Below are 13,687 nucleotides of genomic sequence, written 5' to 3' on the forward strand. Positions count from 1 at the left end.
CGCACGTCCTCTCGCGAAAGTACGTTCGGTAGACGCTACTTTTGCGGAGCAAAAGGCGACTATAAAACTTCCAAAAAACACATGACTTCAGCGAAGATGTTCGATGATGATGGGGACGCTCTTGACGGGTTGATCCGAAAGCGTCACTGCGTGTTGCAATCTTGCTACGTACTCGTCATGCAGACGTTTGTCACAATGCAGACTGATGATTGGCGTCCCCCGTTTCACGCGTTGTCCCACGCGGCAATGGACTTGCAGCCCTACACTTGGATCGATGCGGTCCTCTTTCCGACGTCGACCGCCGCCAAGTTCGACCACCGTCTGACCGAGTAATTCGCAATCGACTTTTTCGATCCAACCGTCGCCGGGGCATTCAATCATCAACTCGCTTCCGATCGGACGCGGAAAATCGGGACGTCCGCCTTGCACAAGCACCATCTGTTCAAACCGCTCCATCGCGATCCCCGAGTCGAGGTTGTTCGTCAATTTTGCGATCGCATCCTCACGCGACATGCCTTCGAGACATGCGACTAACAAATTCGCGCCTAGCTGTAGTGTTAGCTCACGGATTTCCGGCGGGCCAATGCCTTGCAGTACATCGACCGCTTCGTTGACTTCGATTGCGTTGCCGATGGCTGCGCCGAGCGGTTGGTCCATGTCCGTAAGGATGGCGGTGATCGGCAACTCGGATTGGGCACCAACACGTATTAACGACTGAGCCAGTTCACGAGCTTGATCAAGCGTTTTCATGAATCCGCCTGAACCGACTTTGACGTCCATCACCAAGGCGTCCAGTCGTGCGGCAAGCTTTTTGCTGAGGATGCTGGCCGTGATCAGTGCCACCGATTCCACAGTGCCGGTGACATCGCGAAGCGCGTACAGACGTTGATCGGCGGGAGCGATTTTTGCGCCGGCTCCGATGATAAAGACGCCATGTTTCCGAAGCAGCTTGGTTGATTCGTCGATCGTCAGTTGAGTCTTGAAACCTTCGATCGATTCCAATTTATCGAGTGTGCCTCCGGTCAAACCGAGTCCACGGCCGCTAATCATAGGGACGTCGACGTCACAGGTCGCCAGCAGCGGTGCGAGGATCATCGAAACTTTGTCGCCAAGCCCGCCGGTGCTGTGTTTGTCGACGCGTGGCCGGTCGCTGCATCGCGGCAGCCCGTCACCGCTGCGTACCATCGCCTGAGTCAAGGAACTGATCTCGCTGGGCTGCATGCCATTGATACAGATCGCCATCGACAATGCCGCCATCTGATAATCAGCCACCTTGTCATTGCAAAATCCGTCCACCAAAAAACGGATCTCGGCATCAGTCAACGCCTGACCGTCACGTTTTTTTGCCAATATCGTTGCAGGTAGCATTGCCAAAAACCTTCTTGGTGACGAAAAAGATTGCAAACCGCTATAGTGACGATAGACGATCCGCCCGGTGCGTGATACTAGCTGCTAAGTTTCGATCCGCGTATCGTCTGCAAAGGCAAAGACAATCGATCAACGGAGAACGGTTTGGCACCCGCACCTTTGGGGTGCCACTCTCGTTTTTACAGTCGCGGCAAGGCAGAATGATGTGAGCCGTGGGCCGTGAGGCACCGGGTAAAATGTGAGCCGCGGGCCGTAAGGCACCGGGTAAAATGTGAGCCGTGGGCCGTGAGGCACCGGGTAATTCATGGAACCCGGCCGATCACGCGTCACGGATCATCAAGCCGACAACCCGCTAACGCCGTCGGCTCACTTAATAACCGCTGCTTCATCGGTAGATTGCGCGCAACCTGCTTGAAAGTCCGATTTTACCTCACAAAAGTTAAAAGAAACGCAATGAAACATCGACTTGCATCTCTCCTATTCCTTGGCTGTGTGTTCGCGTCTCTAGCTCTAGCGAATCCAGTGCTTGCCGACGACGCGGCTGCTGCGACTGAGAACGGGGAATCGATGAGCGAAATCCAAGCCGGGCCGCGAGCATTGTCCAAGGCGTTTCGCGTTGCCGCGCGTCGTGCGACCCCTTCGGTCGTCACCGTGTTTGCCTATGGACAAAACGTCGAAACGACCGACGAAGAGAGCGAAACGGACCGTCCAGGACCAACGCCGCCACAGGAAGAAAGTGTCGATGGCGATGCCATTCCGTTGACCGGTTTAGGTTCGGGGGTGATCCTCAGCGAAACCGGATTGATCATTACCAATAACCACGTCATCACCGGAGCCAAGAAGGTGGTGGTTCAGCTTGCCGACGAAACGGAAATCGAGGCAGTCGAGGTGCATGGGGATCCCGACAGTGATGTGGCGATCGTGCGAATTGAGCGAGACAAGCCGTTTGATGTGGCCACGCTTGGTGATTCGGATCAAATGGATATCGGCGATTGGGTGCTCGCCATCGGCAGCCCGTTTCGATTAGAAGCCACCGTCAGCGCAGGGATTATCAGCGCCAAAAATCGGAAACTGACACGCATCCGCCGTGGTCGTCTGTTGCAAACCGATGCTGCAATCAACCCAGGCAACTCTGGCGGGCCGCTCGTCGATTTGGATGGAAAGATGATCGCGATCAGTACGGCCATCGCGACTCGCAACGGTGGTTATCAAGGAATCGGGTTTGCCATTCCGATCAATCAAGCCAAATGGATCGCCGATGAACTTGCTGAATTTGGGCACGTGCGCCGCGCTGCGTTGGGGATCAAGTTGGCCGAACTCAACCCGAAAGTTGCAAAGCAGGTCAATCTGCCTGTTGGGCTGGGGATCTTAGTCCATCAGGTGATCGCGGGATCGGCAGGTGAACGTGCTGGGTTAAAACCAATGGACGTGATTCTCGAATTTGCTGGGGAACGAGTACTCAATCCAAGCAGTTTGCGAGAAGTCATCGAGCGAAAGCCGATTGGTTCAGTGCAGGAAGTCAAAATCTCTCGAGCCGGCAAAGAAATGACCGTTCAGGTCGAACTAGCTTCAATCGAAGACCCGACGTTGCAGAAGAACGACGAAGAAGAGAAGAAAGAAGACGTGAAGAAAGAAGGGGTGTCGGGAGAGTAGCGAAACTCGCGTAGAGTTTCGTTCAGCCCTACTCGGACTCCTTTGCTTTCTTATCTTTGTCCGCTAGCAGATCGGCAATTTCAAAGTGGCCGTTGTTGCGGGCAAAGATTTCGGCGGTGTCGCCATCGACGTCCTTCATCGTCTTGTCCGCACCGTGTTTCATCAGCACTTTGACTACGGCCATTTGGCCTTCGGCCGCCGCCATCATCAACGCTGTGAAGCCTTCGGTTTCATCCTTCAAATTCACATCGGCTCCCTTGGCGATCAACAGTTCGACGGTCTCGGGAAAGTCACCGGATGCTGCATGAATCAGAGCGGATTTGCCTTCCGAATCCCGCTCATCGACCTTGAAGTCGTTTCGCAGAAAGTACTTCACCACTTCGGTGTGGCCGTTGTAGGCGGCCAAATGTAACGCATTGTGGCCTCGTTCGTTTTTGACATCGATTTTGGTGCCGGACTTGATCGCCATCTCGATCACTTGCATGTTGCCATCCAACGCGGCCATCCAATAAGCATCATCGCTGAACTTCGGTTGATGGGCAGGCAGTTTGTCGGTGTCTTGTGCCAAAGTGTCTGGTGTCACAGCGGCCGACGTCTTAGTGCCCGATTCTTCGGCGTGCGATGCCTTAGTGCCCAATGACTCCGTGCCCGTTGATTCCGTCTTGGCTGTCGGTTCAGCCTCTTTCGTGGCGGGCGCACATCCGCTGAATACGGGAAGTGTGGCAAGAGTCAACGAAAGAGAAATCGCGAGGCGTTGTGTGTTTTTCATGCTGGGAATTGTAATCGAAAATCCGAGCGTCGGGAAATGTCCCTAAAATTCGATCAAGGCCGTCACGAAATGTACCACCAATACATACAGCGTCGTCCACAGAACGGTCGAGGTAATCGCGCCGCTGACGTCGTTGGCCGACTTTTTAGGGGCTAGGCCCTGGTAGTAGGCAATGCAGGCGATTCCAAATCCGCAGATCAGGTTCTTGGTCAACACCCATTCCCATCCTCGCAATAACGAGCCTTCGATCGGGACGAGATTGCGATAAAAATTCTGCTGCCAGAAATAGGGGCCCTCGTTGGGATGCGTCGACAGAAACGTCACCAAGCTAATCAGCTTCGCCGCACTCAGCGCCATCCACTCTAACATCGGCGTCGCGATCACAAACGCGATCACGATCGGCAGCAGTAAATACGTTCGCGGCCTGACCCCGAGTGTCTGAAGCGCATCGACTTGACCTCCATACCGCTTGACACCGACGTCGGCTGCGACGGCGGCACCACAGCGTGCGGCGATCAGAATCGTCGCCAAGACCGGAACCAAAATGCGGTACAACGCAAAACCAATCGAAGCAAGCAGCTCGTCAATCAACAACGGCTGCGTGTAGGCCTGGAAAGGTAAAAACTCGAACGTGAAATAGGTGCTGGTAAACCCGATGATCATCCCTGCCAAGATCAGATAAAACCAAGCCGACGGACCGCCCACCAGCCGCAGATAGTGCAGTACAAACCGTGTCCCCCAGCGAAAGTGGGGGAAATAGGGTCGCAATTCAAACGGCAAACAGATCGCAGTCCAAATCGCCGATCCGGTCGTCGTAAAAAAATCGTCAACGCGTTGGCGAGCCAGGCGTGTGAATCGTGAGGTCAGTGTCGCTGTGTCTTCGTCGATCTCAGTATCGCTGAGAGCAACCGGCTGCATCCGTGCCGGGATTTGGTCCCATTGGTCATTCTCAATTCGCACCAATTTGCTGGTTTGTGAATCAAGTAACAGCACTTCGTCAGCGATCGGCAGCAGCGTTAAATAGTCATGCGTGACCACGATGCTGGTGGTGCGGTGGATCGTTTGAGTATGCCGAATCAATTCGGCGACTTTGCGTCCGCTGGCGGAATCAAGCCCGCTGGTAGGTTCGTCATACAGCAAAATGTCCGGCGCAGCTGCCAGCGTGCGAGCGATCGCCAAACGCTGTTTTTGTCCTCCGCTCAGCGCCGATACCGAAGTGTGCGCGGGGACGCCAAGTTCATCGACCCAAGCCTTGGCCGATTGCGATGGAGGTGTCGTGGGATCGCTGCGATGGTCGATGGCGAATTGGACATTGGCGGTCGGCGACAATTCGTCGAACAAGGCAAATTGTTGAAACACGATGCCGACACGGGTTAACAAGCGAGGGCGGCGGTTTTGCGAGGGATCGTCATGGCCGATCGCAATGTTGCCTTGCCACGAAATCGCCTCGTGATCGCGACCGACCAATCCGGCTAGTGTCCGCAGCAGTACCGACTTTCCCGCTCCGCTGGCGCCCACGATGACCGTGATTTTGCCCGCGGGAATCGTCAGCGAGGTATCGCGAATCAACATACGATCGGCGACCTGGATCTGCAGATCGATCAATCGCAGCGGCAACCCGTCGTCGGGCGCCGCGATGTCATCGGTTTCCGTATCGAGACTCACTTGGCGTCCTTTTCAGCAAGATACACGATCGGATACGCCATCCATTGATTGGAGAACGGGATCACTCGTGGTTCAGATACGCGTGGTCCAGAATCGTCTAGTTTGTCTTGGATCGGCGACGCGATTAACCAGCGGCGATCTTTGCCAAAAATCTGGTTCCGCAGCACCAAGGCAAACGCGGGATCAATCCCTTCCTCTTGCGTGCCAAACAGTTCGTCGCCAATTTGTCGAAGTACGGGTTCCATTCTACGAGACGCCAAATCAATCGCGCGACGTGCTTCGTCGTTCTGCCATACATCGGACCAAACTTGGTGCAAGCGTTGGTTGTCGACCAGCGTTTCTTTCAGAATGGCTTTGACGAGTTGTTGTGCTTCGGGATCTTGGGCAATGTCGCTGGCGACATCCGCCAATTCGCCACGGACGGCCGGATTGGCCGCCGTTTCGACCAGGATTTTTTGCACCGCCGCGACGATATCGTCCATATTTCTTTCCAGCACCGGACCGACGTCCTTTTGCACGAAGCGTTGCCATTCTTCGTTTAGAAGATTTTGTTCCGGTAGCGGAGTGCGATCATAGACCGCACGCCAACCAAACCGCCACAGTGACGCGCGTTCCCAAATCTCTTGGCCAATCTTTTCCGCCGTAGGACGCCCATGTTTTTTGACGATCGGCATGATCTCTTGCCGCGCCAACGGGATCAAACGTTTGCGGACAACGTCATCGTTCCAGCGTTTTGCCAATGCATCGATATCACCGCGATGACGTTTAATCGACAGCTCCATTTCCGACTCAATCACCGGCAACGACTGTTGGATCGATTGTTGTACCAAAGGTTTGAAGGCTTGCGAAAACTCGTCACCATACAAGCGGATCGCGTCGGCGAGTTGCTGGCGGATGCGTTCTCGTTTCTGTTCGGGCAACATCAATTTAGCAACGTCCTCGAGCCGTCCGTTGTTGTGATATTGGACAAACTGAACTTCGTCGGCGGCGAAATTGGAACCGTACCAGGCAATCGTAACGGTAGGCGGTTCCGTGGTGGGGAGGGAAGGATCGGGGATGCGATCGACCACGTGACCGACTTGCCGATAATCGCCACCCGAGTCCATCAGGAACACAGGATCATACTTTCGCAGTCGGCCAGTCGTATCGATGCCGCTGATCTCGGTGGGACGCGAGGTGAGGAAACGGACAAGCGGGGTGCGATGGGCATCGCCGGAGTGATGGTTCGTTGGGGCATCGACCCGCGCGATCGCAACCACGGTCACCACGCACATGGCGATCCAGAACAACAGTCCGGCAATGCGTTTGTAGGTTCGATTCACGGAGTAGGAATGGCCTTTGAAGAGGATCGCTGGGTTTAGCAGGAAGGCAGCAGTATTTCGGTATCTTAGCCGTTTTGCATTGTGAGCCGTGGGCCGTAAGGTACCGGGTAAAGGGTGATACCTCACTCACGAAGACACCCGGCCGCTTACGCGTCTCGGCTCACAAAGATACCCGGCCGCTTACGCGTCACGGCTCACTCAGAAAGTCGCAACAGCCACGGCACACTCTCAAACCACTCAGGGCGCAAAAAACTCATCTGCCCACCAACGGTTTCTCTATTTTACCGATCATCGGATTTCGGCAACATCCGAAAGAACCACTCGGGGGATCCATGACGTAGTTGGTCAACGATCACCGCCACGATAATGATGCCGCCAATGATGATGTGCGTGTACGTGTTCGGAATCGACAATTGCGAACATCCGCTGCGGATCACGGTGATGATCAACGCGCCGACGAGCGTTCCAAAGATCGAGCCACGGCCACCACTCAGACTTCCGCCACCAAGCACGACGGCGGCGATGATTTCGAGTTCTTTGCCGCTGCCGTCACTGGGGTTGCCGTTCTTGACGTCTGCAAAATAGAGCAGCCCGCCGATGGCAACAAAGAAACCTGAAAGCGTGTAGACCGCGACGACGGTCCACGGCACGTTGATGCCACACAATCGAGCCGTCGATTCGCTCGAACCGATCGCAAACACGTTGCGGCCAAACACCGTGAACCGCATCAACAAATCGACCAAGATCGCCAGTACTGCGGCAATGATCACGCTGGTCGAAATCGGCAATCCCGATATCAAATAGTTCTCGCCGTTGGACCCGGTGTAACACAAATACCGCAGCCAAGTTGGGATGTTTTCTTTGGCGGCGTAAACCGTCGATTCGCTGGCTATGATTTGGCCGACACCCAGAAAGATCGTCATCGTGCCCAGCGTGACAATAAAGGGGACGACTTTTGTCGCACTGATCAAACCGCCGTTCAGAAACCCGCACAAGGCGCCGGTGAATACTGTCGCTGCCAGCGCAAGGCACATTGTCCAAGCAAATCCGGGATCGCCAGCAGCGACGGATGAATGTTTTAAGATCAGTGCTAACACGGTGCCGCTCAGCGTCAACGCTGTGCCAGCGGACAAATCGATGCCGCCCGCAATGATGATGATCGTCATTCCGAACGCCGGCACCGCGATCAACGACGCCGAGCTCATGATCACACGAAAGTTGCGTGCCGAGAAAAAATAGCCTTCGCTCAAGGCGTAATCGGCCACCGAGAAAAAGAGGACGATGACCAGAAGTGCGAAGAGCGGCCCGAGTTGTGAGCGGAATAACTTTTTTAGCATTAGCAGTAAATGTTCAGACGTTAGTGTTTCAGGCGAGCGGCAGTCGATTCTAAACCGCTGTCGCTTCGAGCGATTCGTCGCTGCTGATCGCAGCGGTCATGATTTCGTCTTCGGTCCAATCCTTGGCGTCGCGGGTCTCGCGAAGTTCACCGCGTGACATCACTCCGATGCGGTCACAGACAGACAATAATTCGGGTAGATAAGAACTGACAAAGACCACCGTTTTTCCTGCCGCCGCCAATTCGCCCATCATACGATAAATCTCGGCCTTGGTTCCGACGTCGATCCCTTTGGTCGGTTCGTCAAGCAACAGAATGTCCGCTTTTTGATGCAAAATTCGTGCGATCGCTACCTTTTGCTGATTACCGCCGGAAAGGTCCGACACCTGTTGGTGACCCGAAACGGCCTTCACCTCCACGCGTCTCATCAGTTCCGTCGCAACCGCCGACCGCCGACGTAGATTCAAGAAGCCAAACGTGGTGTACGGTGCGAGCGAACCAAGCGTCGTGTTTTCAATGATCGACAGATCTTGGGCCAGCCCTTCACGCTTGCGGTCTTCCGACAGCATTCCGAACCCGGCTTTCATGCGAGCCGGGATGGTGTCTTTGATTTTGGTTCCCGCAACATGGACCGATCCAGCGTCCATCACGTCGAGCCCGAAGATGCTGCGCAGCAGCTCGGTACGACCGGAGCCGACCAAACCAGCAACGCCAAAAATCTCGCCTCGGCAAAGCGACAAGTTCACATGTTTTGGATAATGCGATCCCGTCAATTCGTGTACGTTGACCCAAGGTTCGCCGATCGTGTGGGGAACGACCGGATAAAGATCTTCGACGTCGCGGCCGACCATCAGCGAAATGATTTGATCGTCGCTGATGTCGTCGATCATTCCCGAGCCGACATTGTTTCCGTCACGCAGCACCGAGTAGCGATCGGCAACCTCGCGAACTTCTTCGAGAAAGTGGCTGATGTAGACGATCCCATATCCAGATCGCTTCAGCGTGTTAATGATCTCGAACAACCGAGCGACGTCTTTTTGCGGTAGCGAACTCGTCGGTTCGTCGAACAGGATGATTCTCGCATCACTCGCCAAGGCCCGCGCGATCTCGAGCAATTGCTGCGTCGCAACCGATTGATCGTCGACGATCGCTTTCGGATCCAATCCGGCCAGTCCCACCGTTTCGAGGATTTTGGCTACCTTTGCACGCTGCGATGATCGCAGCAACAAACCGGCCCCGGTGCCTCGATGTCCCAGCAAAATGTTGTCTTCGACGCTCAGGTCCGGCGCGAGATTCAGCTCTTGATAGATCATCGCAACGCCGCGAGTGCGAGCGTCATGCGGACCGCTCGGGCAATACGCTTTGCCGTCGATCGACATCGATCCAGCGTCGGCCAGATGAGCACCGCTGAGTGTTTTTAGCAGCGTGCTTTTGCCGGCTCCGTTTTCGCCGATCAACGCCAACACTTCACCGCCGTACACCGACAACGAAACTTCGTTCAGCGCGATCGTGGGCCCAAAGCGTTTACTTATTCCTTGGATTTCAAGCAGCGGCGTGGTCATCTACTGAACCATTTCAGGATTCAAGAGTTTTTTGATTTCTGGTTCGTCCATGTTTTCAGGCGTTGCCACGTATTCGCCCGTCGATTGAAATGCTGGAACCTCTTCGCCTCGCATATTCTTGACCAACGACATGACGGATTGATAACCCATTTCGATAGGATTTTGCAGCACGATGCCGCCGCAGGATCCGTCATGCATCCCTTCGATCAATGCATCACTGGGGTCAAACGCAATCAGTTTGACCTTGTCGGTCAATCCGGCGTTTCGAAGCGATTCGAGTGCTCCGTTTGCGTTCGGTTCACAAACGGCAAAGATAGCGCTCAAGTCCTTGCCGTAGATCTGAAGCAGTTGGTCGACCTTTTCTTTGGATCCGGTCGCATTGTCGCCCGCAAATTCGTCGGAGGAGACGACTTTGATGTTCGGATACTTTTTGATCCCCTCTAGAAATCCCTCTTCGCGTCGCTCGGTGCTTTCGCTGCCCGCCAAATAACGCAGCAGGATGACGTTTCCTTTTTCACCGATTGCTTTTGCCATTTGATCGGCCGCTAACTCGCCTCCTTTGAAATTGTCGGTCGCCACGTAGCTGACGATTTCGGGGCCTTTGTCCAAGCCGCTGTCGAAAATGACGACGGGAATGCCCTCGCCAATCGCTTCTTCGACAGCATCGACGAGGCCTCCCTTTTGATTTGGCGCCAACGCGATCCCGTCGACCTGCATTGTGATCATGTTCTTGACGACTTCGATCTGGCTGCCGGTGTCGCTTTCCACGACCGGGCCTCGCCAAATGATCTCGACATTGCCAATTTCATCCGCCGCTCGCTTGGCCCCGAGATGAACGGACTTCCAAAACTTGTGGCTTGTCCCTTTGGGAATGACCGCGATACGCAGCGTTTCGTTTTCGCCGGTCCCGGACGTCTTTGCGGCCGATTGCGTGTCGCTTCGCCCACACCCGACGATCAACAACAAAGCGATCGCGGCAAACGAGCAGAATCTTGGAAACCCACATTTTGGAAACGATGTCATCGAAAGAGTGTTCATGGGTGTGAGGATGAAACGGAGGGATTCGGACGGGAAATGGCAACCACTGCACGCATTGGAATTGCGATTGTGGTGTCGACGCCCGCTGGGAAGCCGCAAGGGGATTCCGCGGTCCTTTAAGCCTAGTCCGTTAAGATACATCAAACGAGGTGGGTTCGCTTGTCCGTTTTGCGAATCCGGCGAGCAGAAGGCGATAGATTTTCGCAGGATTACGAGTCATTTTTGACTCGATTTTTTTTCCAGCCATGATCACCGAATTGGCAAACCACAGTCCGCCATCGGTTCCCATGCAAAGAATCTCGTCCGCGCCCGCGAATCGGGCGGGCGACAGACGTTCTTTTTCCCACGTCAGCGATTCGGATGCGGCCAATTCCTCGACCACTTGCTGGGTAATGCCGCCGAGCACCTGGTCCGCTTCGGGCGAGACGATCGTTTCCCCTTCCACGATCGCCACGTTGGAGATGCTCGTCTCGGTCACGCTGCCGTCGTCGTCAATCAATACGCCAATCACATCCGAATTCGCGGCGTTTGATGTGACGTCCTGGATGGCGGATCGAGCCAACATATCGGCACGATAATAGTGCAGACGAGTTCGAACTTTGATCGACCGCGGCCACGACGCTGCCGGTGGCTGGACCACGTCGGTGATCACCAACGATTGGCCTTGGGTTTGTCGTTGTTGATTGAGCGAATGGTTCAGCGGGTTCAGATGCAGGGCCAACGTCGGAGTCGCTGATCCCACCACACCAGGAGTCGCGAACATCGTGATTCCAACGTCGTGGTGCTGCGAGATCCAATCCCTGTTTCGTGTCAACAGTTCGCCGACCAAATTGACCATCGCCGCTCGATCGGGCAGCGAATCGATACCGAGGAATTTCGTGGTGGCATCAAACCGATCCAAATGCCGAGGCAGCATAAAGACGCGGCCACCGTAAGTCCGCATCCGCTCGACCGCCGTCACTCCTTGGCGAAAGCCGACGTCATGGATCGAAAGCTTTAATGAGTGTGCGGGAATCCACTCGCCACAGAAATAGGCGATGCAATCGTCCACGCTGGGTGGGGACTCGGTCGTGTTTTTAGCTGAAGTCACCTATCACCAAGTTGTGAATGCCCGTGGATTGTTCCTGTGAGCCGACGGCGCTAGCCGCGGGCTGCAAAATCGTTGAGGTTGGATTGATTGACGCTTTGACAAGTTTTGTGTCACCTCTCCCGGCGAAGCTGGGAGAGGTCGAACGGGCCCTTTTGGCCTCGTTCGGGTGAGGGCCGACCGCGCAACATAGCGTGCAGTGGCCACGACGTGCTCGGTCGGCCCTCACCCGAGCATCGCTGAAGGCTCTGCTCGACCTCTCCCAAACTGCGTTTGGGAGAGGTGACAGGACGCTGGCGCAACGCCAAATGTTTTTCAGCAGTCTCTTTTTATGGGAAAGGTAACCAATTAATTCGCCGGATAAAAAAATAGTGTTCACAATCCAATCTCGACATCCAACTTTTAGCAAGTCAGCACAGGCCCGCGGCTAGCGCCGTCGGCTCACGAGATGGGAAATTCGAACGGGCTACATCTCTCTCGCCGTCGGCTCGCATAAAACCAAACCACATCACATCAATGTTGAAACCAAGCGTCGTCGACGAGCTGAGCCATTTCGGTGCCTGCACTGCAGGGACATTGATAATAGTCGAGTTCGTCGTGAGTGCTGCCGATCGTTGACGAGCAATCGCGGGCACGCAGCCAAATTCGACTGCCATCGGTCCGCGGCGCAAACGACTGAAGACGCCCAAAACCGATTGCCAGTGTTCCGCGTACCCTATCAATCAACCAATAACGCTTCAGCACCGAGTCTCGTTGATTGTACAGTAACAGTAGGTGATCCATGTTGCTTGTCGCCAAAGCATGGTAATCATGCGGCGCCAACCAATCTTTTTCGATCGCGGGGGCAACCAGCCCGACGTCGATGCGTGCGTTTATAATCGGTTCACACGGCAGCGAGCGTCCGCCAAGCGACCCGCCAGCCAACGCATGCAGCGATCCGGTCACGACGCGACCTCCAAAACTGTAGCCTATCAATGTCGAGGGAACTCCACCGCCGACATGCTTCTTTAGTAGCCACGCCAAATACAAGCCTTGCGTGTCGGTGTACTTTGCTTTCTCGCGAATGTCTTGGCTGATGAATTTTTCTTTTGCACTTGGCCAGCTCCAGATCACCCAATCGATAGGACCGGTTGCGCGGCGGCGGGCGATTTCGCGATGAACCAACAATCCACGTCGGATCGCTTCGCTCGATGTGAATCGATAGCCGTGGACGTAAACCACCGTCGGACGCCCTGGCAACATTTCACCCAAATACTCTTCCATTGACGAAGGCGTCTGGCATCCGTTGGCGGACAGACGCGAGACCGAGAATTCAGGTTTCTCAAAATCAGCACAACATACGTGACTGGTAATTCGACGCGTACTGATCAACCAAATTCGATCCTGCTCGAGCGTTACTGACGGAGTGTTTACATCCGAGCCATCGACGATCAAGGGAAGTTCGCCGTTGTGCAACTCATCCACAGACAGAGGGATGCCGGAAATCGGAGGCGCATCGACACCCTCCATCACCGACGCGTCGCTGGCGAATAGGGGAGCGGATGACACCACCAAAGCGAGGGTCAAACAGCAACGAATGATTTGATCAGTAATTTGCATCTCGGTTTGAATTGATTTGGGGCGAGTGAGCGTGGTGTGTTGACTTGTTGCAACAAATTGTTGCCGAAAAATAACGATGTTGCGTTTGCACATCACAAATAGCGTCCTACTTTTAACTGGTTCTACTATCGAGAACTCCGAATACGCTCGCTATGCATGTGAAGGAAAAAGAAATGAATACTCGCTTTGTGTCGGTTGTAGCATCTGTGATGCTGTTACTTGTCAGTTCTGGATGCGGAACACTCAGACAATTTTGGTTTGGCCGTGGGGCTCGATGTGGTTTATGTA

General features: G+C 54.7%; 10 protein-coding genes. 1 reads left to right on the top strand and 9 read right to left on the bottom strand.

Features of this window, described 5'->3' with window-relative positions; genetic code table 11:
* Nucleotides 1-87: 87 nt before the first annotated feature.
* The gene (locus SH528x_RS12700; protein ID WP_442510889.1) at nt 88-1,368 is read right to left on the bottom strand and encodes a thymidine phosphorylase; all 1,281 of its coding nucleotides are present in this window, start codon (nt 1,366-1,368) and stop codon (nt 88-90) included.
* 453 nt (nt 1,369-1,821) lie between these two features.
* On the opposite strand from SH528x_RS12700, the gene SH528x_RS12705 reads away from it, so the two are divergent.
* Nucleotides 1,822-3,021: a S1C family serine protease gene (locus tag SH528x_RS12705; RefSeq protein ID WP_442510890.1), complete on the top strand. Its 1,200-nt coding sequence runs from the start codon at nt 1,822-1,824 to the stop codon at nt 3,019-3,021.
* A gap of 28 nt (nt 3,022-3,049) precedes the next feature.
* On the opposite strand, the gene SH528x_RS12710 is transcribed toward SH528x_RS12705, so the two are convergent.
* The 8 genes from SH528x_RS12710 to SH528x_RS12745 all read right to left on the bottom strand — a co-directional run bounded on the left by SH528x_RS12710 (nt 3,050) and on the right by SH528x_RS12745 (nt 13,492).
* On the bottom strand, nt 3,050-3,790 hold the full coding sequence (locus SH528x_RS12710) for an ankyrin repeat domain-containing protein (RefSeq protein ID WP_442510891.1): 741 nt from the start codon (nt 3,788-3,790) through the stop codon (nt 3,050-3,052).
* Between the two features lie 42 nt (nt 3,791-3,832).
* Nucleotides 3,833-5,455, bottom strand: a complete 1,623-nt coding sequence (locus tag SH528x_RS12715; RefSeq protein ID WP_442510892.1) for an ABC transporter permease — start codon at nt 5,453-5,455, stop codon at nt 3,833-3,835.
* Entirely contained in the window at nt 5,452-6,777 is a 1,326-nt protein-coding gene (locus SH528x_RS12720) for a hypothetical protein (protein ID WP_442510893.1), read from the bottom strand. The genes SH528x_RS12715 and SH528x_RS12720 overlap by 4 nt, the downstream gene beginning before the upstream one ends.
* Before the next feature lie 281 nt (nt 6,778-7,058).
* Nucleotides 7,059-8,114 carry an ABC transporter permease gene (locus SH528x_RS12725; RefSeq protein ID WP_442510895.1) on the bottom strand — a complete coding sequence of 352 codons (1,056 nt, stop codon included), beginning with the start codon at nt 8,112-8,114 and terminating at the stop codon, nt 7,059-7,061.
* Nucleotides 8,115-8,163: 49 nt separating this feature from the next.
* The gene (locus SH528x_RS12730; RefSeq protein WP_442510896.1) at nt 8,164-9,675 is read right to left on the bottom strand and encodes a sugar ABC transporter ATP-binding protein; all 1,512 of its coding nucleotides are present in this window, start codon (nt 9,673-9,675) and stop codon (nt 8,164-8,166) included.
* Entirely contained in the window at nt 9,676-10,713 is a 1,038-nt protein-coding gene (locus SH528x_RS12735; RefSeq protein WP_442510897.1) for an ABC transporter substrate-binding protein, read from the bottom strand.
* A 130-nt stretch (nt 10,714-10,843) separates the two neighbouring features.
* Nucleotides 10,844-11,803, bottom strand: coding sequence for an aminotransferase class IV (locus SH528x_RS12740; protein WP_442510898.1), 960 nt, complete (start codon nt 11,801-11,803; stop codon nt 10,844-10,846).
* 510 nt (nt 11,804-12,313) lie between these two features.
* Nucleotides 12,314-13,492: an alpha/beta hydrolase gene (locus SH528x_RS12745; protein WP_442510899.1), complete on the bottom strand. Its 1,179-nt coding sequence runs from the start codon at nt 13,490-13,492 to the stop codon at nt 12,314-12,316.
* Between the last annotated feature and the right edge of the window lie 195 nt (nt 13,493-13,687).

Source organism: Novipirellula methanifontis (assembly GCF_052161655.1).
GTDB lineage: Bacteria > Planctomycetota > Planctomycetia > Pirellulales > Pirellulaceae > Novipirellula.

Bases quoted from the DNA above. Each gene is read 5' to 3' on its own strand.
- SH528x_RS12735 (WP_442510897.1), bottom strand. From the start codon at position 10,713: ATGAACACTCTTTCGATGACATCGTTTCCAAAATGTGGGTTTCCAAGA.
- SH528x_RS12725 (WP_442510895.1), bottom strand. From the start codon at position 8,114: ATGCTAAAAAAGTTATTCCGCTCACAACTCGGGCCGCTCTTCGCACTT.
- SH528x_RS12700 (WP_442510889.1), bottom strand. From the start codon at position 1,368: ATGCTACCTGCAACGATATTGGCAAAAAAACGTGACGGTCAGGCGTTG.
- SH528x_RS12745 (WP_442510899.1), bottom strand. From the start codon at position 13,492: ATGTGCAAACGCAACATCGTTATTTTTCGGCAACAATTTGTTGCAACA.
- SH528x_RS12710 (WP_442510891.1), bottom strand. From the start codon at position 3,790: ATGAAAAACACACAACGCCTCGCGATTTCTCTTTCGTTGACTCTTGCC.
- SH528x_RS12730 (WP_442510896.1), bottom strand. From the start codon at position 9,675: ATGACCACGCCGCTGCTTGAAATCCAAGGAATAAGTAAACGCTTTGGG.
- SH528x_RS12705 (WP_442510890.1), top strand. From the start codon at position 1,822: ATGAAACATCGACTTGCATCTCTCCTATTCCTTGGCTGTGTGTTCGCG.